21 protein-coding genes are annotated in these 18,553 nt (G+C 68.6%); 10 read left to right on the top strand and 11 right to left on the bottom strand.

Annotated elements, in window-relative coordinates; genetic code table 11:
• Nucleotides 1-27: 27 nt before the first annotated feature.
• Both ABD727_RS01340 and ppa read left to right on the top strand, forming a co-directional pair.
• Nucleotides 28-1,941: a M61 family metallopeptidase gene (locus tag ABD727_RS01340; protein ID WP_344705595.1), complete on the top strand. Its 1,914-nt coding sequence runs from the start codon at nucleotides 28-30 to the stop codon at nucleotides 1,939-1,941.
• Complete coding sequence (ppa, locus tag ABD727_RS01335) at nucleotides 1,938-2,474, top strand: inorganic diphosphatase (RefSeq protein ID WP_344705594.1); 537 nt, start codon at nucleotides 1,938-1,940, stop codon at nucleotides 2,472-2,474. The genes ABD727_RS01340 and ppa overlap by 4 nt, the downstream gene beginning before the upstream one ends.
• 57 nt (nucleotides 2,475-2,531) lie before the next feature.
• Here ppa and ABD727_RS01330 read toward each other — a convergent pair whose 3' ends face one another.
• Nucleotides 2,532-5,141, bottom strand: coding sequence for a TonB-dependent receptor plug domain-containing protein (locus ABD727_RS01330; RefSeq protein ID WP_344705593.1), 2,610 nt, complete (start codon nucleotides 5,139-5,141; stop codon nucleotides 2,532-2,534).
• A 120-nt stretch (nucleotides 5,142-5,261) separates the two neighbouring features.
• Between ABD727_RS01330 and ABD727_RS01325 the strand changes: the two genes are divergently transcribed.
• Nucleotides 5,262-6,860 (top strand): amidase, encoded by a 1,599-nt coding sequence (locus tag ABD727_RS01325; RefSeq protein ID WP_344705592.1) that lies wholly within the window; start codon nucleotides 5,262-5,264, stop codon nucleotides 6,858-6,860.
• Here the strand turns inward: ABD727_RS01325 and ABD727_RS01320 are convergent.
• Genes ABD727_RS01320 through ispG form a run of 3 tightly spaced genes read right to left on the bottom strand, consistent with a single transcriptional unit; the run spans nucleotide 6,850 to nucleotide 9,292 of the window.
• Complete coding sequence (locus ABD727_RS01320) at nucleotides 6,850-7,164, bottom strand: DMT family transporter (protein WP_344705591.1); 315 nt, start codon at nucleotides 7,162-7,164, stop codon at nucleotides 6,850-6,852. The two genes, ABD727_RS01325 and ABD727_RS01320, sit on opposite strands and share 11 nt — an antisense overlap.
• 48 nt (nucleotides 7,165-7,212) lie before the next feature.
• Entirely contained in the window at nucleotides 7,213-8,115 is a 903-nt protein-coding gene (locus ABD727_RS01315; RefSeq protein WP_344705590.1) for a DMT family transporter, read from the bottom strand.
• Between the two features lie 49 nt (nucleotides 8,116-8,164).
• Nucleotides 8,165-9,292, bottom strand: a complete 1,128-nt coding sequence (ispG, locus tag ABD727_RS01310) for a flavodoxin-dependent (E)-4-hydroxy-3-methylbut-2-enyl-diphosphate synthase (protein ID WP_344705589.1) — start codon at nucleotides 9,290-9,292, stop codon at nucleotides 8,165-8,167.
• A 78-nt stretch (nucleotides 9,293-9,370) separates the two neighbouring features.
• On the opposite strand from ispG, the gene ABD727_RS01305 reads away from it, so the two are divergent.
• Nucleotides 9,371-10,261 (top strand): S1/P1 nuclease, encoded by an 891-nt coding sequence (locus ABD727_RS01305; RefSeq protein WP_344705588.1) that lies wholly within the window; start codon nucleotides 9,371-9,373, stop codon nucleotides 10,259-10,261.
• 13 nt (nucleotides 10,262-10,274) lie between these two features.
• Here ABD727_RS01305 and ABD727_RS01300 read toward each other — a convergent pair whose 3' ends face one another.
• From ABD727_RS01300 to ABD727_RS01285, 4 genes are read right to left on the bottom strand one after another with little or no spacing between them, the layout of a single operon-like run.
• Nucleotides 10,275-10,574, bottom strand: coding sequence for a hypothetical protein (locus ABD727_RS01300; RefSeq protein ID WP_344705587.1), 300 nt, complete (start codon nucleotides 10,572-10,574; stop codon nucleotides 10,275-10,277).
• Complete coding sequence (locus ABD727_RS01295) at nucleotides 10,574-11,509, bottom strand: alpha/beta hydrolase (RefSeq protein WP_344705586.1); 936 nt, start codon at nucleotides 11,507-11,509, stop codon at nucleotides 10,574-10,576. The genes ABD727_RS01300 and ABD727_RS01295 overlap by 1 nt, the downstream gene beginning before the upstream one ends.
• Nucleotides 11,509-11,706: a type II toxin-antitoxin system antitoxin gene (locus ABD727_RS01290; RefSeq protein ID WP_344705585.1), complete on the bottom strand. Its 198-nt coding sequence runs from the start codon at nucleotides 11,704-11,706 to the stop codon at nucleotides 11,509-11,511. Before ABD727_RS01290 ends, ABD727_RS01295 begins: the two co-directional genes overlap by 1 nt.
• A gap of 6 nt (nucleotides 11,707-11,712) precedes the next feature.
• Nucleotides 11,713-12,621: an SPFH domain-containing protein gene (locus ABD727_RS01285; protein ID WP_344705584.1), complete on the bottom strand. Its 909-nt coding sequence runs from the start codon at nucleotides 12,619-12,621 to the stop codon at nucleotides 11,713-11,715.
• Nucleotides 12,622-12,704: 83 nt separating this feature from the next.
• Here ABD727_RS01285 and ABD727_RS01280 point away from each other — a divergent pair, with 83 nt between their 5' ends.
• Nucleotides 12,705-13,610, top strand: a complete 906-nt coding sequence (locus tag ABD727_RS01280) for an isoaspartyl peptidase/L-asparaginase family protein (protein WP_344705583.1) — start codon at nucleotides 12,705-12,707, stop codon at nucleotides 13,608-13,610.
• Complete coding sequence (locus ABD727_RS01275) at nucleotides 13,600-14,115, top strand: GNAT family N-acetyltransferase (RefSeq protein ID WP_344705582.1); 516 nt, start codon at nucleotides 13,600-13,602, stop codon at nucleotides 14,113-14,115. The genes ABD727_RS01280 and ABD727_RS01275 overlap by 11 nt, the downstream gene beginning before the upstream one ends.
• Here ABD727_RS01275 and ABD727_RS01270 read toward each other — a convergent pair.
• Nucleotides 14,112-15,701 (bottom strand): cisplatin damage response ATP-dependent DNA ligase, encoded by a 1,590-nt coding sequence (locus ABD727_RS01270; protein ID WP_344705581.1) that lies wholly within the window; start codon nucleotides 15,699-15,701, stop codon nucleotides 14,112-14,114. The genes ABD727_RS01275 and ABD727_RS01270 overlap by 4 nt on opposite strands.
• A 43-nt stretch (nucleotides 15,702-15,744) precedes the next feature.
• Nucleotides 15,745-16,038 (bottom strand): hypothetical protein, encoded by a 294-nt coding sequence (locus tag ABD727_RS01265; protein ID WP_344705580.1) that lies wholly within the window; start codon nucleotides 16,036-16,038, stop codon nucleotides 15,745-15,747.
• A gap of 187 nt (nucleotides 16,039-16,225) precedes the next feature.
• Between ABD727_RS01265 and rpmG the strand changes: the two genes are divergently transcribed.
• Entirely contained in the window at nucleotides 16,226-16,393 is a 168-nt protein-coding gene (rpmG, locus tag ABD727_RS01260) for a 50S ribosomal protein L33 (protein WP_160736254.1), read from the top strand.
• Nucleotides 16,394-16,505: 112 nt separating this feature from the next.
• On the opposite strand, the gene ABD727_RS01255 is transcribed toward rpmG, so the two are convergent.
• Nucleotides 16,506-16,889 (bottom strand): response regulator, encoded by a 384-nt coding sequence (locus ABD727_RS01255; RefSeq protein ID WP_344705579.1) that lies wholly within the window; start codon nucleotides 16,887-16,889, stop codon nucleotides 16,506-16,508.
• A 36-nt stretch (nucleotides 16,890-16,925) separates the two neighbouring features.
• On the opposite strand from ABD727_RS01255, the gene ABD727_RS01250 reads away from it, so the two are divergent.
• From ABD727_RS01250 to ABD727_RS01240, 3 genes are read left to right on the top strand one after another with little or no spacing between them, the layout of a single operon-like run.
• The gene (locus ABD727_RS01250) at nucleotides 16,926-17,195 is read left to right on the top strand and encodes a DUF3572 domain-containing protein (RefSeq protein ID WP_344705578.1); all 270 of its coding nucleotides are present in this window, start codon (nucleotides 16,926-16,928) and stop codon (nucleotides 17,193-17,195) included.
• Complete coding sequence (locus tag ABD727_RS01245; RefSeq protein ID WP_344705577.1) at nucleotides 17,192-17,812, top strand: HAD family hydrolase; 621 nt, start codon at nucleotides 17,192-17,194, stop codon at nucleotides 17,810-17,812. The genes ABD727_RS01250 and ABD727_RS01245 overlap by 4 nt, the downstream gene beginning before the upstream one ends.
• The gene (locus ABD727_RS01240; protein WP_344705576.1) at nucleotides 17,809-18,552 is read left to right on the top strand and encodes an SDR family NAD(P)-dependent oxidoreductase; all 744 of its coding nucleotides are present in this window, start codon (nucleotides 17,809-17,811) and stop codon (nucleotides 18,550-18,552) included. The genes ABD727_RS01245 and ABD727_RS01240 overlap by 4 nt, the downstream gene beginning before the upstream one ends.
• Nucleotide 18,553: the final 1 nt, after the last annotated feature.

The raw sequence follows: 18,553 nt of genomic DNA, 5'->3' as shown, positions 1-18,553 counted from the left end.
GGCGGCGCCGATGGCTAGGCGGATGCCATGCGTAACTTGGTCCTGCTCGCGGCACTGGCCGCTTCCACCGCCGCCTTCGCGCAGAACAGCGCTCCACTGGCCATCCCTCCCGTCTACAGCGTGCCCGCGGCCCGCGACGTTCCCTATCCCGGGACGATGCAGCTCGAGGTCGACGTCACGGACAGCGACCGGGCGATCATGAAGGTCCGCCAGCTCATCCCGGTGGCGGCCGCGGGCGACCTCGTCCTGCTGCTCCCGCGCTGGCTTCCCGGTGCCCATGGCCCCGATCAGAAGCCCGACAAGCTTGCCGGTCTCGAGATTCGCACCGCCGAGGGCGCGATCCTCCCCTGGGTCCGCGACACGGTCGAGACCAGCGGCTACCGCGTCAACGTCCCCGCCGGCACCCGCGCGATCGAGGCCCGCTTCCAGTTCGTGTCCCCGACCCAGCCCAACCAGGGCCGGATCGTGATGACTCCGTCGATCACCAACGTGCAGTGGGAAAATGTCTCGCTCTATCCGGCGGGCTATTACACCCGGCGGATTCCGGTCGAGGCGACCCTGGTCCTTCCCACCGGCTGGCAGGCGGCGACGGCGCTGCGCCCGAACGGTGCCGCCGCTGGTAGCGGCAACCGCATCCGCTACGGCACCGTCTCCTACGAGACTCTGGTCGATTCGCCGGTCTTTGCCGGCCGCTACTTCCGCAAGGACGACCTCGGCCATGGCGTGACGCTCAACAGCGTCGCCGACGCGCCCGAGGAGCTGAAGATCCCGGCCAACGTGCTCGCCAAGCACCGCGGGATGGTCGACCAGGCGATCAAGCTGTTCGGAGCCCGCCACTACGACCACTACGACTTCCTCAACGCGGTGACCGACGAACTCGGCGGCATCGGCCTCGAGCATCACCGTTCGACCGAGATCGACTCCTCGCTCGGCTACTACACCGAGTACGACAAGCGGATGTACGACCGGAACGTCTTCCCGCACGAGTTCGTGCACAGTTGGGACGGCAAGTTCCGCCGCGGTGCGGACCTGTTCACGCCCGACTACCAGACCCCGATGCGCAACAGCCTGCTGTGGGTCTACGAGGGTCAGACGCAATTCTGGGGCACGGTTCTCGAGGCGCGCGGCGGGATGACCTCGAAGCAGGACATCCTCGACCGGCTCGCGATGACCGCGGCCGGGCTCGACACCCAGCCCGGAAAGGCCTGGCGCCCGCTGCTCGACACCACCAACGATCCGATCATCCAGAACCGCGCGCCCGAACCCTGGGGCAGCTATCAGCGCTCCGAGGATTACTACAACGAGGGCATGCTGATCTGGCTCGAGGCCGATGCGATCATCCGCAGCGGGACCAAGAACCGGCGTGGCATGGACGATTTCGCCAAGGCCTTCTTCGGCATCCGCGACGGCGACTGGGGCACGGTCACCTACACCCGCGAGGATGTCATCGCGACGCTCAACCGCATCCATCCCTACGACTGGACGACCTTCCTCCACGAGCGGGTCGATCAGGTCCGTCCACGGGCGCCGCTCGAAGGCTTCACCCGCTCGGGCTACCAGCTCACCTACACCGACGAGCCGACCTCGGCCTGGAAGGCGCGCGAGGCGCTCGGCGGCAATGTCGACCTAAGCTACTCGCTCGGCTTCACGGCCAAGGGCGGCAAGCTGACCGGGGTGAAATGGGGCAGCCCGGCCTTTGCCGCAGCGCTTCGCACGGGCGACGAACTGGTGGCGATCGGAGAGCGCGCCTATTCGGACGACGCCTTGCGCAACGTCATTCGCGATGCCAAGGGCACTACCGCGCCTATCCGGCTGACCTACAAGCGCGGCAATGCCGTTCGCACGGTTGCGATCCCTTATGCGGACGGCCTGCGTTATCCGCGCTTTACCAAGGTCGGAAAGACCAAGGGCGCACTCGATATCCTTCTGGAGCCAAAGTGAACCTAGATCTCGTGCCGGCGGGGACCAACCCGCCCGAGTCCATCAACGTCGTGATCGAAGTGCCGATCGGCGGCGAACCGGTGAAGTATGAGCTCGACAAGACGTCGGGCGCGATCTTCGTCGACCGCATCCTGCACACCGCGATGCGCTACCCGGCGAACTACGGCTTCGTGCCCCACACGCTGGGCGAGGATGGCGATCCGCTCGACTGCCTGGTGATGAGCCGCTGGCCGTTCATGCCCGGCTGCGTCGTCCGCGCGCGGCCGATCGCGGTCCTTTTCCTCGAGGACGAGGCCGGCGGCGACGAGAAGTTGCTGGCGGTGCCCGAGGTCAAGACCTCGCCCTACTACACCGACATCAGCGAGGGCGATCACCTGCCGCCGATCGTGCTCGACCAGATCGCCCACTTCTTCACCCACTATAAGGACCTCGAGCCCGAAAAGTGGACCCGGGTGGGCCATTGGGGCGGACGCGAGGACGCGATGAAGGTGATCGTCGACGGGCTCGAGCGGGCCAAGCGCGAAGGCTTCTGAGGCCAGACCGGACGAAAAGACCCGCGGAAGCTCCGGCCTCCGCGGGTCTTTTTATGTCTAGCGGTTGCCGGCCTGCCCCTGCTGGCCGGCGCGGCGGACGAAGCGAAGCGGGATGAACAGCTTGCGGAAGCTGATCCCCACGGTCCGCCCGATCGGCTCAAGCCGGTCCGCCTGATAGGCGAAGGGGATCGTCCCGATGCCGTCGACCTGCGGCCGGGCATTGAAGATGTTGTTGATCTCCAGCCGGACCGAGCTGCCGCGGAAGAAGGGCGCCTTGGTGACGAGGTCCAGGCGCTCGCCGAGATTGGCGAACAGCCGGAGGTCGAAGGTCGCGTAGGGCGAGAAGCGCAGGTCGTCGCCGGCGCTGAATACCCTGGTCGCGCTGCGCCAGTCGGCCGACAGGCGAAGGCCGAGCCCGTTGTTGTAGTAGCCGCCCTCGACCTCGACCTGGTGGCGCGCCCGCCCGCCGGTCGCGCCGCTCGCCTCGCCATCGAGATAGTCGAGCACCGGAAGACCCGGCCCGATCACGAGCTCGTCGGCAAGCGTCACCGTGTGGGTCGCCGACAGGGTCAGGCGCCCGCCGCGGCCGCCGCCGCCGAACGGCCCGCCGCCCCCGCCGCCGCCACCGCCGAACCGGAAGCCGCCGCCACCACCTCCACCGCCACCGGCGCCGCGGCCCGCGCCGCGCGGCGCTCCGTCAGCAGTGGCGGCGGGCGGCTGACCATCGGCCGGCGGTGTTGCGCCGGGAGTGCCCGGAGCCGGAGGCGTGGCTCCCGCCCCGCGCGGTCCCGCGCCGGGAGGAATGAGCCCTTGCTGGCGGGCCCGGTCGACCAGCCGGTTGATCGTCGCCGGCGACGGTCGCTCGGTCCGAAGCGACTTGGTGAAGTCGAAGCCCCAGCGGAAGGTCTGGCGGCGCGAGCGTTCGGCATTGACCGGACGAAGGTCGACGCTGACCAGCCGCCCGCTCCCGTCGCGCACGAAGCGGTCGGGGAAGGCTGCCGCCAGCGCCGGGGTGACCGCGGGGAAGCCGATCTGCGGCGAATCGATGCTCTGCCGGACATATTCGGCGCGGAGGCGAAGGTCGGGATCCTCCAGCGGCTGCCAGTTGCCGCCGACCTTGAACACGTTGCGGCGGTCCGAATCGAGGTTGCGGTTGCCGCCGGTAAGGGTCGTCACCGTCACCGTCTCGCCGCGCACCGCGTCGAAGAACGGCACGCCACTGGTCTCGAGCAGGGGATCGCCGAGCTGCTGGAGCGAGGGCGCGCCCTCCTCCCGGGTCCAGCTGGTCAGGAAGCTGAGCCGCGGCACCGGCGACCAGTTGAGCCCCGCGCCGAGCGAGGACAGCGTCCCGAAGTCGCTCAGGCGACGGAGCCCGCCATTCACATTGGCAGTCAGCCGGCCGATCGACGACGCGCGCTCGGTGAGCGGCAGGTCGACGTTGGCCGAGCCCTCTAGGATCCGGCGGCTGAGGTCGGCCGAGGCCGGCACACCGCTGCGGCGGCTTCGGCTGTCGATCCCGAGCGCGCTCGCCCCGACCTTCAAAGTGACGTTGGCGGTTCCGGCCGGAAGGGTGAGCAGCGGCCCGTTGGCGGTGCCGTCGAGCACCAGCGACTGGCGGGTCGAGCGGCTGAGATCGCCGGTCAGCTCGGTATCGGCTTCGCTCCGCACCCGCTCGGCGTTGGCGGTCGCCGACAGGCGCCAGCGATCGATCTGCCCGTTCAAGGATCCGCCGAGCCCGAGCGTGTCGCTGTTGGTGCGGCGGGACAGGAAGTCGCCGTCGAGCAGGCCGAGCCCGCTGCTTCCGCGGCGGCGCTCCGCCTCGCCCGTCAGCGTGCCGCTGAAGACCTTGGAGACCGGCCTGCTGACGGTGCCCGACAGCCGCACCGTCTGCCCGGCGCCGGTGAGCGTCCGGAAGGGGCGGCTGTCGACCGTCTCGCCGGCGCGAAGGGCAATGTCGCGCTCGCTCTCGTAGAGCGGGTTGTTGCCCTCGACCCTGAGGTTGCCCGAGGTCCGCATGTTGTCGCGGATCATCAGCTTGCCGACGTCGGCGCGGCCCGTCGCATAGCCGCCATCGGTCGCAACCCGGCCGCCGACCTCGACCTGCGTCGAGTTGAAGCGGCGGCGGAGCACGATGTTCACCACCCGCTGGTCGGCCGCATAGCCATACTTGAGCGCGACTTCCTCGGGCAGGATCTCCATCCGCTGGATCGCCTCGGGGGGGAGGTCGCGGAGCTCACGGAAGCCCGAGATGCGCTGGCCGTTGAGCAGCACCACCGGCGGCCCGCTCGAGCGTCCGCGCGCGCTCCCGGTCTGCGCCGCAACCGAATCGAGCAGTTCCGAAATGCTGGTCGCGCCGGTCGCCCGGATGTCGCGGCTGTCGAGGACATTCTCCGCCGGGATGTTGCCGACCACCGATCCGCGCGGTCGCTGCCCCGTGACGGTAATCTCCTGGTCGACCGCTTCCTCTTCCTCCTCGCTGCCCTCCGCCGGCTGCGCGTCGGCCGGTTGCGCCGAGGTCGTCGAGACGACCGGCTCCGCCGCGACCGGGGGAACGGTCTGGGCCGCGGGAGGTGGCACCGGAGCCGTGGCGACGGGCGGCGGCGCATCCTGCGCTTGGGCGGGGACGGCAAGGATCGCGGCAGAGGAAAGCAGGAGCGGACGGATCATGGTTCTGGCAAACACTCGGGAGGACAAGAAGGAGCCACGCGGCTTGCCGCCCTGCGCTGAACCTGAAATGTCTTGCCACCTGCCCTTTCGACCAACGGGAGCGATGCTTTGACCAACGGTATGCGCCTACTGCCTCTCGCCGCCCTGCTGCTCGGAGGCTGTACGACGATCGCGGTCAGTCCCGGCTTCGATGATCTCGAGGACGGCACGGCGCCGGTCATGGCGGCCCCGCCGCCGCCGGGCCCACCCCGGCTGGAGAGCTTGTCGGCGGTGGAAAGCGTCCGCTCGGCGCAAGGCTGGATCGCCGCCAACGACCGCGTACTTCAGGCAGTCATCGCGCTCGATCCCACCGCGCTCGACCAGGCTGCCAGAGTCGACCGTGCGCCGCCGGGGAGGGGCCCGATGCGCGGCCGGCCGATCCTCATCAAGGACAATGTCGAGGTCGCCGGGATGCCGACCACCGCCGGGAGCCTGGCGCTGGCCGCCAACACCACCAATCGCGATGCGCCGATCATTACCCGCCTGCGCGAAGCCGGCGCGGTGATCCTCGGCAAGAGCAACCTCAGCGAGTGGGCGAACATCCGCTCGACCACTTCCATCTCAGGCTGGAGCGCGGTCGGTGGGCAGACCCGCAACCCCTGGGCGCTCGACCGCAACACCTGCGGCAGCTCGAGCGGCAGCGGGGCGGCGGTCGCGGCGGGCTATGTCGACTATGCGATCGGGACCGAGACCGACGGCTCGATCGCCTGCCCGGCCAGCTTCAACGGGGTGGTCGGCCTGAAGCCGACCCTCGGCTTCGTCTCCCGCACGCATATCGTGCCGATCAGCCATTCGCAGGACACGGCCGGGCCGATGACCCGCACCGTGCGGCAGGCGGCCGAGCTGATGAACGTCATCACGGGAAGCGATCCCGCCGACCCGGCGACCGCGCAAGCGGACGGGCACCGTTCCGACTTCGCTGCCGGCCTTTCCCCCGATGCACTCAAGGGGCAGCGAATCGCCGTGCTCCGCTTCGCCGGCGGCTTTGGAACCGAAGCGCTGTTCGACGCCGCCGTCACCGCGCTGAAAGGTGCGGGGGCGGATGTCGTCGAAGTGAAGGAGTTCAAACCCACCGGCGACTTCGGCGACGACGAGTTCAAGGTGCTGGTCGCGGAGCTGAAGACCGACCTCAACGCCTATCTGGCGAGCAGCCCGGCGGCGATCCCGAAAACGCTGGCCGAGGTGATCGCCTTCAACAAGGCCCAGGCCGCGGCGGAGATGCAGCTGTTCGGGCAGGAAATCTTCGAGATGGCGGAGAAGACCAGGGGCGTCGACGACCCCGCCTACAGGAAGGCGCGGGCGAACAGCCTGCGCATCGCCACGACCGACCTCGACCGGTTGCTGACCGAGAACAAGGCGGTCGCCCTGGTCTTTCCGACCTACCAGGCGGCGTGGAAGATCGATGTCGTGAACCGCGACGTGTCGAGCGGCGGCGGCAACGTCGGATCGATGGCGGCGGTCGCAGGCTATCCGCACCTGACCGTCCCGATGGGCCTGCTGCGCGGACTGCCGGTGGGACTGAGCTTCGTTGGTCCTCGCTGGTCGGACGCGAGGCTGCTCGCGCTCGGCAATGCCTATGAGCTGGCTCGGGGCGAGCTTCCGCGGCCGCGCTTCCTGCCGAGTATCGAGGAAGCGCCCGAATATGCCCCGGCACTCGGGCGCCAGCAGGTCAGGCCGTAAGCTTCAGCCCGGCGATCGCGCCGACGATCACCAGGATCAGCAGCAGCCGGATGGTGGTCGACGGCTCGTCGAAGAAGAGCATGCCGACCGCCACCGTCCCGATCGCGCCGATTCCGCCCCACACGGCGTAGGCGGTGCCCATCGGAATGTCGCGCGAGGCGCGTTCGAGCAGGCCCATCGACAGCGTCACGCTGACCAGGAAGGCGAGCGTCCAGGGCAGGTTGCGGAAGCCGTCGACGAACCTCAGCGATGTGGTGAAGCCGACCTCGAACAGGCCGCCGAGTATGAGCAGGAACCAGGCCATCGCCCTTCCCTAGTGCCTCACGCCCGCGAGTGCACCACCGGCCGGTGATCAGGGTGCGGCTTCGAGGTGCGGATTGGCCGCCTGCGGGCTGCGCGCGGCAAGGAGGCAGCCGCCGACGATCAGCGAGGCGCCGGCAAGCGTGAACGGCGACAGATGCTCGCCGAATACCAGCCACCCGAAGAGGGCAGCCCACAGGAACGCGGTATATTCCGTCGCCGCCAGATAGCTCGCCTCAGCCCGCGCATAGGCCCAGGACAGGAGCAGCAGCGAGGCCGTGGACAGCACCGCGGCAAGTAGCAGCGCCGGCCAGTGCGTTGCCGCCGGTGCACTGGTACCGACGAACGGCAGGCCGGTCAGCAGAACGGCGGTCACCGTCAGATTCTGGAAGAAGGCGATTTCCAGAGGGCCGGCCGCCTGGCTCTGCCGCCGCATCATGATGATGTTGATCGCGTAGAGTATTGCCGAGGCGAGGATGGCTAGGCTCCCAAGCAGCGCGTCGCGGCCAAGGTCGGCGCGGGCCTGGCCCACGAAGATGACGATCACGCCGGCAAAGGCGATGACCGATGCGCCGACCGTCCGCTTGCCGACCTCTTCGCCAAGCAGCACCGCAGCGAGGTAAAGCGCGATCAGCGGCGCGATGAAGGCGAGGGCGATCGCCTGCGCCAGGGGCACGTGACCGATGCCCCAGAAGAACAGCAGCCCCATGAAGCTCGTCAGCACCCCACGCTCGACATGGAGGCGAAGGACACGCCGCTCGGGCCAGCGCTTCCAGCCGGCAGCATAGCCGGCCCCTGCCATGACAACCCCGGCGAAGCTGCGCCACAGCATGGTCGAATAGACGCCGATGGCGAGCACCAGCCCCTTCATCACCGCATCCATGCCCGAGAAGAGCGCAATGCCGAGGGTCGCCACCGCGAAGGCAAGGATGGCGGAGGAACGCGGCGCGGTCATGGACGCGGCCTAGAGAATGCGCGGCCCGGCGCAAGCCGGGCGGCGAGACTTACTCGGCCGCGACCGGCTCGTCGACGGTGGCGGCCTCGATCTCGGCGGCCTTGGCCTCGACCAGCCGGACGATGTGGTCGATCATGTTCTCGTCCTGCACATGGTGGTCGGTGACGCCCGACAGGTAGACCATGTGCCGGCCATTGCCGCCGCCGGTGATCCCGATGTCGGTCTCGCGCGCCTCGCCCGGCCCATTGACGACGCAGCCAAGCACCGACAGCGACAGCGGGGTGCGGATGTGCTGCAGCCGCTCCTCCAGCTTCTCGACCGTGCGGATGACGTCGAAGCCCTGCCGCGCGCAGGATGGGCAGGAGACGACGCGCACGCCGCGGTTACGGATGCCGAGTGCCTTGAGCAGGTGGTAGCCGACCCGCACCTCCTCCTCCGGCTCGGCCGAAAGCGAGACCCGGATCGTGTCGCCGATCCCGCTCCACAGCAGCATGCCGAGCCCGATCGAGCTCTTGACGGTGCCGCCGATCAGCCCGCCCGCCTCGGTGATCCCGAGGTGGAGAGGGCAGTCGACCTGCGCGGCGAGGTCCTGGTAGGCGGCCACGGCGAGGAACACGTCGCTGGCCTTCACCGCGACCTTATATTCACGGAAGTCGTGGTCCTCGAGCAGGCGGATATGGTCGAGTGCGCTTTCGACCAGCGCTTCGGGGCAGGGCTCGCCATATTTCTCGAGGAGATCCTTCTCGAGGCTTCCGGCATTGACCCCGATCCGGATCGCGCAGCCGTTGGCCTTGGCCGCGCGCACGACTTCGGCCACCCGCTCGCTGCTCCCGATGTTGCCCGGGTTGATCCGGAGGCAGGCGGCGCCGGCGTCGGCGGCCTCGAGCGCGCGCTTGTAGTGGAAGTGGATGTCGGCGACGATCGGCACCTGCGCGGCGCGAACGATCTCGCGGAGCGCCGTGGTGCTCTCGACGTCGGGGCAGGAGACCCGGATGATGTCGGCCCCCGCTTCCTCGCAGCGGCGGATCTGGTCGATCGTCGCCCGCGCGTCGGCGGTCGGCGTGTTGGTCATCGTCTGGACGGTGATCGGCGCATCGCCGCCAACGGGGACGTTGCCGACCATGATCTGGCGGCAGTTCCGGCGCTCGATCGTGCGCCACGGACGGATTGCGGACATGCACCGCCATATAGGCTGCGAGCGTGACAGCGCCAAGGCAGGCTTTCGCCCGCTGATTCAGGGCGCTAAGGGCGGCGCGTGCCGATCCTCCGAATGCTTGCAGCGCTGCTCGCGCTGACCGTCGCCGCGCCCGCCGCGGCCTATTGGGAATATACCCACAAAATGGTGGCCAGCATCGCCTGGTCCGAGGTCAAGCCCGAGACACGGGTGAGGCTGCGTGCCATCCTCAGGGACGGCGGCCTGCTCGAAACCGCCGAGTGCCCGACCGCAACGCTCGAGCAGGCGAGTCTGTGGGCCGACTGCATCAAGCCGCTGGGCGATCGCTTCAGCTATCAGTCGAGCTGGCACTATCAGAACGTCAACGTGTGCAAGCCCTTCAGCCTCAAGGAAGCGTGCAAGGACGGCAACTGCGTGTCGGCGCAGATCGAGCGCAATGCCCGGCTACTGGCGGATCCCAAGCTTCCGAAGCGCGAGCGGGTGATAGCGCTGGCCTATCTCGTCCACTTCGTCGGCGACCTCGCCCAGCCGATGCACGGCGGCGATCGCGGCGACCTCGGCGGCAACCAGGTGCCGGTCGCCTATGGCGTCGTCGCCGGCCGCACCAACCTTCATGGCATCTGGGACGGCTGGATCCCGGAGCGCGCGGTGACGTCTCCGCCGGGCGGGCTCAAGGGTCTTCTCTCGGGTGTCAGCCCGGCCGAGAAGGCAAGGCTCGCCGGAGGCACGGTCGAGGACTGGAGCCGTGACGCGTGGGAGAACAGCCGCGACCTCGCCTACACCAGCATTCTCGGCGATCCCTGCCGCAAGCTCGGCAAGGACGAACGGCCGGTGCTCACCGAAGAGAAACTGCAGGCGCTGATCCCGCCGGTCCGCCGCCAGGTGCTTGCCGGCGGTCTCCGGCTGGCCCGGATGCTCGACGACGCGCTGCTCCTCGGCAAGGCTCCGGAGCGGCGGCGCAGCGGCAGCTAGAAGCCCAAGCGCCCTAGCGCTTGCCGCGCCGCTTCCACGCCCTGAACTCCTCCAGCTCGGAGGCGCTCATGTCGAGGTCGATCCGCTCCGACTTCGAAATGGCGAAGCGGATGAAGCCGAAGGTGAGCAGCGCCAGCAGCGTCAGAAAGGGTACCAGCATCCACAGGCCCCGGTTGAGGAGGGGGCTGAGGAAGATCGCAGGAACGCTCACCAGCACGACAAAGCCGACCAGCGTCGCCCAGCCCTTGGCGTTGCGCGGCGTGATTTGGATCCTGCCGCGCCCGCGGAAATAGGTGAACCAGGGGTCTTCCATCACTTGGCTCCCGTCACGAAGGCGGCCACCCGGTCGGCGAGGCCGGCGGTGAGCGGCCGATCGGCCTCGGCATAGGTGGCGAGGTTGGCGGCGCGCTCCGCCGGGCCGTCGCTGAGGACATGGCTCATCGCAGGGAAGAGGACGTAGGAAGCCCTTGGAGCCGCCTTCTTCAGCGCGTCGCCATTGGCGAGCCCGACCTGCACGTCGTGCCCACCCTGGACGATCAGCATCGGGCGTCGGACCGCCGTCGCGAGCCTGGACGGGTCCTGGCTCAAGAGCTCGATCATGAAGCCCTGGACCGCGGGGTTGAACAGGCTCTGGGCCAGCGCCGGATGCATGCCGTCGACCGACACCTTCCGCCCGGCTTCGAGCTCGGTCAGCGCCGCCTCGGCCGAAGCCAGGAACGGCGCATTGGCGGGGTTGGCGCGGAGTTGCTTGCGAATGGTTTGCCCAAGCGTTTCGCCCGGCGCGGCGAGCAGGACCACGCCGCAGACCCCTGGCGCATCGGCGGCACGAAGCGCGACCAGCCCGCCCTCGCTGTGCCCGGCGACCCACACGCACTTCTGTCCCGAGGCCTTGCGGGTCTTGTCGACCCAGGCGCGCAAGTCAGAATCATATTCGGCGAAGGTCGCCGTGTTCGGATTGCCCGCCGCGGCGCTCCCGAACATGCCGCGCTTGTCGATCCGGACGGTGGCGATGCCCTTCTCCGCCAGCGCTTCCGCCAGCTTGCGATAGCTGGCCGCCTTGATTCCGGCCGGATTGTTGCCGTCGCGGTCGGTCGGACCCGATCCGGGAATGATGACCATCGCCGCCCGGCTCTTCCCGCTCGGCAGCAGCAGTGTTCCAGCCAGTGAGTCGTTCGGGCCGGCGCGAAGTTCTGAGGAGCGCGGTGGAGCGGCAGCGATCGCTGCGGCGGCAAGCAACAGGCTCAGCATCATTCACTCTCCTTGGGTGGGCGTCCGCGCTTGACCGGCTGCGGGGGCGCAAGCTTGACCCCCCTCGCCTTGAGCGCCTCGCGAAGCAGGCATTCGACTTCGGCATTGGCGGAGCGGATGTTGGCCGTCGCGCAGCGCTCGACCGCGGCCCACAGCTCCGCGTCGATTCGCAGGGGAAAGGCCTTGCGCTCCGCCATGACCGCTTACTGGTACAGGCTGCCGGTGTTGACGACGGGCTGCGTGTCGCGCTCGCCGCACAGCACGACCATCAGGTTCGACACCATCGCGGCGCGGCGCTCGTCGTCGAGCTCGACGACATTCTTCTCGCTGAGCATGGCAAGCGCCATCTCGACCATGCCGACCGCACCCTCGACCAGCGTCTTGCGGGCGGCGACAACCGCCTGCGCCTGCTGACGGCGAAGCATCGCGCCGGCGATTTCCTGAGCATAAGCGAGGTGGGTGAAGCCGCATTCGTCGACATGGATGCCGGCGACCGTCAGCCGGGCATTGAGCTCGGCCCGGAGCTCGTCACCGACCTGGTCGTGGTTGCCGCGCAGCGTCACTTCGAGGTGCTCGAAATCGTCGTACGGATAGCGCGAGCCGATGGCGCGGATCCCGGCCTCGACCTGAACCGCGACGAACGCCTTGTAATCGTCGACGTCGAACAGCGCCTGCGCGGTATCCGTGACCCGCCAGACGACCTGCGCCGCCATCTCGATCGGATTGCCGCGAAGGTCGTTCACCTTGATCCGCTCGGAGATGAAGTTGTTCGAACGGACCGAGATCTTGCGCCGCATCTCCCACGGAAGGACCCAGCGCAGGCCCGTCGCGCGGTCGGTCCCGCGATAGCTTCCGAACAGGGTGATGGCTGCGGCCTGGTTGGGCTGCAGCATGTAGAAGCCGCACAGGATGAAGAGCAACGCGATCGGCGCGACGATCACCGCCGCCACCGCCAGCGGCGGACCGACGTCCTCCGCTCCGACCAGCCCGGCGATCCCGGCGACCTGGACGATGATGCCGACCAGCAGCAGAAGCAGCATCAGATAGCCGCTGAAGGTCCGCGCCGGCCGCTCGACGCTGGCATTGAGATTGCTTTGTCCCCTGTCACTCATGATCGAACTCCCCTTATCTGATATCACTTTTATATGTTCTCGATACATTGTGCAAGGGGGAGGTGCGCGGCTAGGGAGCGGGCATGACGAACTGGTCCCTGGTAGTACATGGCGGCTCCGGTGCGCTGGAGTTGAGCACGGAGGAAGAGGCCGCCGGGCGGGCCGGGCTCAACGCCGCGCTCGATGCCGGCGAGGCGGTGCTGAAGGGCGGTGGCTCGGCGGTCGACGCGGTCGAGGCCGCGGTCCGAGTGCTCGAGGACGATCCCGCCTTCAACGCCGGGCGTGGCAGCGTCCTCACCGCCGAGGGAAAGATCGAACTCGATGCCGCGATCATGGAAGGACGCGAGCGCCATGCAGGCGCGATCGCCGGGCTCACCACGGTCCGCAATCCGATCGGCGCGGCCCGCGCCGTCATGGACCACAGTCCGCACGTGATGCTGTCGCACGATGGGGCGGAGGAGTTCGCAGCGACTCGCGGGCTCGAGACGGTTGACCCTTCCTGGTTCGAGATCCCGGCCCGGCGCGAGGCGCTCGACAAGGTGCTCGCAAGCGGAGCCGGGTTTGACCTCGACGTCAAATATGGAACGGTTGGTGCGGTCGCGGTCGACCGGGACGGTCATGTCGCGGCGGCGACCTCGACCGGCGGGCTGACTGCAAAGCGCTTCGGCCGAATCGGCGATTCGCCGCTGATCGGAAGCGGCACCTATGCCGACGACCGCGCCTGCGCGGTGAGCTGTACCGGAGCGGGCGAACTGTTCATCCGTGCTGCGGCGGCGCACGAGGTCGGAGCGCGGATGCGGCTTGCCGGCGAATCTCTGCAGGACGCGGTCGACGATGTCCTCGCCGACGTGCTGGCGCTCGGCGGCAAGGGCGGGATGATCGCGGTCGCGCCGTCGGGCGAGGCGGCGTGGGGCTATACGACCCGCGGCATGTATCGCGGCCGTGCCAGCGCCGAGGGCGAACGGGAGGTGGCGGTCCATGCGGCTTGAACAGGCGGGCGCCGGCGACCTTCCCGAACTGCGTGCGCTGGTCGAACAGGCCTATCGCGGCGAGACGGCGCGCGCGGGCTGGAGCCATGAAGCCGACCTGCTGACCGGCCCGCGGACCAGCGTCGAGGAACTCCAGGGCTTTCTCGATTCGGGCGACCGGCTGCTCATTTGGCGCGATAGCGGCTCCATTCGCGCCTGCGTCCGGCTGGTCCCGCTCGGCAGCGACCGGGTCTACCTCGGCATGCTGACGGTCGATCCGGCAAGCCAGGGCAGCGGCCTCGGCAAGCGCCTGCTCGCCGCCGCGGAAGCTTATGCCCGCGAGGTGCTCGGTGCCGGGGAGATGGAGATGCAGGTCTTCAGCCGCCGCCGCGAGCTGCTGAGTTTCTACGAGCGCCGGGGTTATCGTCCGACCGGCGAGCGACGCCCTTTCCCCTACGAGGAATGGCCCCAGGCAGGAGCGCTGTTCGAGGACCTCGAGTTCGTCGTCCTCGAAAAGGCGCTCTAGGTCACCATTCCGAGCAGCGTCGCCACCTTGTCCGCCTCGTGCGCAGGCTTGTCGGTGCGGATTCGACTGATTCGGGGAAAGCGCATCGCCAGTCCCGACCGGTGGCGTTTGCTGAGATGGATCGAATCGAACGCGACCTCGAGCACCAGCGTCTTCTCGACCTCGCGAACCGGCCCGAATCGCTGCACCGTGTGGCGACGGACGAATCGGTCCATCCACTTCAGCTCCTCGTCGGTGAAGCCCATGTAGGCCTTGCCGACGGGCAGCAGCTCGCCCTCCTCGTTCCAGCAGCCGAAGGTGAAGTCCGAGTAGAAGGACGAGCGTTTGCCCGAGCCGCGCTGGGCGTACATCATCACGCAGTCGGCGGTCAGCGGATCGCGCTTCCACTTGTACCACAGGCCGACCCGGCGTCCCGCGACATAGGGCGCGTCGCGGCGCTTGAGCATCATGCCCTCGATCGCCGCGTCGCGTGCGCCCGAGCGGATCTCGGCCAGCTCGCCAAAGTCCTTCGCCTCGATCAGCGAGGAGAGGTCGAAGCGTTCGGGGTCGAGCTGCCCCATGAAGGCCTCGAGCCGAGCTCGGCGCTCGGACCAGGGCAGAGGACGAAGGTCCTCGGTCCCGTCATACAGGAGGTCGTAGAGACGGACGAAGGCGGGATATTCGTCGCGGGTCTTGGCCGAGACGACCTTGCGACCGAGCCGCTGCTGGAGCGCATTGAAGCTCGCCGCCGACCCGCCATGCTCGTCGAGCCCCTGCCCCGCCCCGCGCACCAGCAGTTCGCCGTCGAGCACGGCCGGCGTCCGGAACGCCTCGGCGACCTCGGGGAAGCTTCGGGTGACGTCGTCGCCGGTGCGGCTGTAGAGCCTCGTCTCGCCGCCGGCATGGACGATCTGCAACCTGATGCCGTCCCACTTCCACTCGGCGGCATAGGCGTCGAGGTCGAGTTCGGCATCCTCCAGCGGATGGGCGAGCATGAACGGCCGGAACACCGGCACGTCCTTGGCGGTCGGCTGCGGGCCACGCCGCTCGCCCCAGGCGAACAGCTCGAGATAGGGCGGCTTCAGGCCATGCCAGACTTCCTCGACCGCTTCGACATCCACCTCGAAGGCGTCGGCGAAGGCCTGCTTGGCGTTGCGCGCATTGATCCCGACGCGAAGCTCGCCGGTGGCGAGCTTGAGCAGTGCGTAACGGCCGCTGGCATCGAGGTGGTCGAGCATCGCCGCGAGCACCGCCGGCGCGTCCGAGCGGCTCGCGGCGCGAAGCCGGCCGACCGCTTCCGAAATGCTGATCGTGCCGTCGTCGAGCTCGCCCTCGGGCGACGGCCAGAGCAGCGACACGGTCTCGGCGAGATCGCCGACATAATTGTGGCTCATCCGCAGCAGCAGCGGATCGACCCGGTCCGACGCGAGCGCCCGGATGACCGCGCCCTTGACGTGCGGAATGTCGAGCGTGCCGGTCAGGGCGGCGAGCGCGAGGCCCCGGTCGGGATCGGGGGTGCGCTGGAGATAGTCACCGATCAGCTTGAGCTTGGCCAGCCGCGAGCGAGTGTAGACCAGGGCATCGAGCAACTGCGAGAAGGCGCGCATCCCCGCTCAATGCGCGAGGGAGGGCGCGGGTCCGTAACGACCCTTAGTTCAGGCGAAGCGCGACCGCGGCAAGGACTGCCTGGCGCTCGGCGGCGGAGGCGGCGGCAAGCGCGTCGCCGGCATGATCGAGGCAGGCACCGGTCGCCACCCGGCAGCCGGGCAGAAGCGCCAGCTGCGAGGACAGGCGGGCCAGGCCCTCGAGCGCGTCATAGCCGCCGCGATCGGCCTCGGCCCTGATCTCGTCCATCCGGGCGTGGATATCGAGCGGGCTCAGCCGCGCCGCGCGGCTCTTGAGATCGAGAAGCCGGACCTGCAGATCGCGCAGCGAATCACCCATCTTCACCTCCATGCCTGGGGCGAGGATGCGCCCGCCCGGTAAACAGGGGCCTAAGCCTCTCTCGTGACTGGCGGTTGACGGCTACGTGATCTTGACAAGTCAGCCCGGCGCGGCCATTGGCCACGCCGAACGGGCGGCGCTCTTGGCGTCGCTCTTTGCTTTTCAATTCCCAAGCGGACGCAAAACGATGGCCAAGCCGGCAACCGTCAAGATCAAGCTCGTGAGCACGGCCGACACCGGCTTCTTCTACGTGACCAAGAAGAACCCGCGCAACACGACCGAGAAGATGACCTTCCGCAAGTATGATCCCGTCGTGCGCAAGCACGTCGAGTTCAAGGAAGCGAAGATCAAGTAATCTTCTGGGCGGCTTTCGAGCCGGCCTGGCAGAACCAGCCGCGAACAGCGGTTCAAGGGCGCTTCGGCGCCCTTTTCTGCGTTCGCGGCCTGGGCATGGCGAAGGCGACGGGTCAGACCGCCGCCGGCACTTCCTTGGGCAGCAATGCGCTCACTTCGGCGACGAAGCGCGCCACCGAGATCGGCTTGGAGACATAGGCCTGCGCGCCCGCGGCGCGGATTCGGTCGTCGTCGCCATTCCCCGCATAAGCGGTCACCGCCATGATCGGCACCTCGGCAAGGCTCGGCTCGGCCCGGATCTGGCGGATGAGGTCGAGGCCGCTGACGTAGGGCAGCTGGATATCGGTGATGACCAGCTCGGGCTGGAATTCGCGCGCAGTCTCGAGCGCGACGCGGCTGTCGGTCACCGGACGCGCCTCGTGGCCGTGCGCCGAAAGGAGGTCGCAGAACAGCTTGATGTTGAGGGCATTGTCCTCGACAACCAGGATCCTGGCCATGGCTAGCTGCTCCTCACCACCATCTTATAGGCGATCATGCGAAGGTCCGTAAACGACGGCGACCCGACGGAAGTTGCCCTGACCGCCTTGGCCGTCTCCCTGGGGGACGATGCACGGGCCTCGCGGCTCCTCGATCTGACCGGTCTCAGCCCGTCGGACCTGCGCGAGCGGGCGGCCGAGCCCGACGTGCTCGTCGCGGTGCTCCGCTTCCTCGAGGACCATGAGCCCGACCTTCTCGCGGTCGCCGAGGCGATGGGCCGGAAGCCGCAGGAACTGGTCGCCGCCCGGAGCGCTCTCGAGGCATGAACCGACCCATATTGATTACCGACTGCGACGAGGTGCTGCTGCACATGGTCCGCCATTTCTCCGGCTGGCTTGAGGAGGAGCATGCCATCCTCTTCCGGCCCGAGGAGGGCGACATGGCCGGCGCGCTCAAGTTCCGCGACGGCGGCGAGCGGGTGCCGAGCGAGCGCGTCTGGGAGCTGCTGTGGGGTTTCTTCGAGACCGAGATGCACCGCCAGACCATTGTTCCTGGCGCGGTCGAGGCGCTCGGCACGATCGGCGAGAAGGCCGACATCGTCGTGCTCACCAACCTCGGCGAGGAATCGCGCGACGGTCGGATCGAGCAGCTCGCCCGATTCGGGATCGCGCATGAGGTGGTCTGCAACCGCGGCGGCAAGGGCGAGCCGCTGAAATCGATCATCGCGCGGCATGGCGCCGGCCGGAGCGTGTTCGTCGACGACCTCGCCGTTCATCATGCCTCGGTCGCGAAACATTCGCCCGACACCTTCCGGCTGCACATGATCGCCGAGCCGACGCTCGCCGCCGCGACTGCGCCCGCCGAACACGCCCATGCCCGGATCGACGACTGGGCTTCGGCGACCCCCTGGATCCTCGAACGACTGGAAGGCCGCGCCTCATGAAGACCGCTCTCATCACGGGGACCACCGCGGGAATCGGAGCCGCCGCCGCGCGCGCCTTCGTCGCCGCTGGCTGGAAGGTGGTCGGGACCGGCCGCCGCGAAGATCGCCTGCAGGCGCTTCAGGAGGAACTCGGCGCGGCTTTCCTGCCGCTGGTGGTCGACATGCGCGACCTGGGCGCAGTGGAGCGGCTGGCGGCGCTGGAGGGCGAGTGGAGCGGGCTCGACTGCCTCATAAACAATGCCGGCCTCGCCCCGCCCATGTCCGATCTCCAGGACAGCAAGTGGGAGGATCTCGAGACGGTCCTCGAGACCAACATCTCCGGCCTGGTCGCGCTGACCCGCGCCTGCCTGCCGCGGCTGATCGAGCGCAAGGGCCTGGTGGTCAACCTGTCCTCGGTCGCGGGCAACTACCCCTATCGCGGCGGCGCGGTCTACGGCGGGAGCAAGGCCTTCGTCCGTCAGTTCGGCCTGGCCCTGCGCAATGACCTCGCCGGGACCGGGGTACGGGTGACCTCGATCGAGCCGGGGATGGCCGAGACCGAGTTCACCCTCGTCCGCAACGGCGGCGACCAGGCCGCGTCGGACGCGCTCTACGCCGGGCTCGACCCGATGACCGCCGAGGACCTGGCCGAGACCATCCTGTGGGTGGCGAGCCGGCCCGCCCACCTCAACATCAACTCGCTCGAGCTGATGCCGGTCCGGCAGAGCTGGGCCGGCTTCGCGATGGACCGCCAATCTTGAC

Origin of the sequence: Sphingomonas swuensis, assembly GCF_039538045.1 — a bacterium.
Taxonomy (GTDB): domain Bacteria; phylum Pseudomonadota; class Alphaproteobacteria; order Sphingomonadales; family Sphingomonadaceae; genus Sphingomicrobium; species Sphingomicrobium swuense.
Note: the sequence above shows the minus strand (reverse complement) of the source record. Positions and strands in the feature narration are given on the sequence as shown.

Bases quoted from the DNA above. Each gene is read 5' to 3' on its own strand.
- ABD727_RS01270 (WP_344705581.1), bottom strand. From the start codon at position 15,701: ATGCGCGCCTTCTCGCAGTTGCTCGATGCCCTGGTCTACACTCGCTCG.
- ABD727_RS01255 (WP_344705579.1), bottom strand. From the start codon at position 16,889: ATGGCCAGGATCCTGGTTGTCGAGGACAATGCCCTCAACATCAAGCTG.
- ABD727_RS01325 (WP_344705592.1), top strand. From the start codon at position 5,262: ATGCGCCTACTGCCTCTCGCCGCCCTGCTGCTCGGAGGCTGTACGACG.
- ABD727_RS01250 (WP_344705578.1), top strand. From the start codon at position 16,926: ATGCGAAGGTCCGTAAACGACGGCGACCCGACGGAAGTTGCCCTGACC.
- ABD727_RS01265 (WP_344705580.1), bottom strand. From the start codon at position 16,038: ATGGGTGATTCGCTGCGCGATCTGCAGGTCCGGCTTCTCGATCTCAAG.
- ABD727_RS01300 (WP_344705587.1), bottom strand. From the start codon at position 10,574: ATGGAAGACCCCTGGTTCACCTATTTCCGCGGGCGCGGCAGGATCCAA.
- ABD727_RS01245 (WP_344705577.1), top strand. From the start codon at position 17,192: ATGAACCGACCCATATTGATTACCGACTGCGACGAGGTGCTGCTGCAC.
- ABD727_RS01330 (WP_344705593.1), bottom strand. From the start codon at position 5,141: ATGATCCGTCCGCTCCTGCTTTCCTCTGCCGCGATCCTTGCCGTCCCC.
- ABD727_RS01320 (WP_344705591.1), bottom strand. From the start codon at position 7,164: ATGGCCTGGTTCCTGCTCATACTCGGCGGCCTGTTCGAGGTCGGCTTC.
- ABD727_RS01240 (WP_344705576.1), top strand. From the start codon at position 17,809: ATGAAGACCGCTCTCATCACGGGGACCACCGCGGGAATCGGAGCCGCC.
- ABD727_RS01285 (WP_344705584.1), bottom strand. From the start codon at position 12,621: ATGAGTGACAGGGGACAAAGCAATCTCAATGCCAGCGTCGAGCGGCCG.
- ABD727_RS01340 (WP_344705595.1), top strand. From the start codon at position 28: ATGCGTAACTTGGTCCTGCTCGCGGCACTGGCCGCTTCCACCGCCGCC.
- ABD727_RS01275 (WP_344705582.1), top strand. From the start codon at position 13,600: ATGCGGCTTGAACAGGCGGGCGCCGGCGACCTTCCCGAACTGCGTGCG.
- ABD727_RS01295 (WP_344705586.1), bottom strand. From the start codon at position 11,509: ATGCTGAGCCTGTTGCTTGCCGCCGCAGCGATCGCTGCCGCTCCACCG.
- ispG (WP_344705589.1), bottom strand. From the start codon at position 9,292: ATGTCCGCAATCCGTCCGTGGCGCACGATCGAGCGCCGGAACTGCCGC.
- ABD727_RS01280 (WP_344705583.1), top strand. From the start codon at position 12,705: ATGACGAACTGGTCCCTGGTAGTACATGGCGGCTCCGGTGCGCTGGAG.
- rpmG (WP_160736254.1), top strand. From the start codon at position 16,226: ATGGCCAAGCCGGCAACCGTCAAGATCAAGCTCGTGAGCACGGCCGAC.
- ABD727_RS01315 (WP_344705590.1), bottom strand. From the start codon at position 8,115: ATGACCGCGCCGCGTTCCTCCGCCATCCTTGCCTTCGCGGTGGCGACC.
- ABD727_RS01290 (WP_344705585.1), bottom strand. From the start codon at position 11,706: ATGGCGGAGCGCAAGGCCTTTCCCCTGCGAATCGACGCGGAGCTGTGG.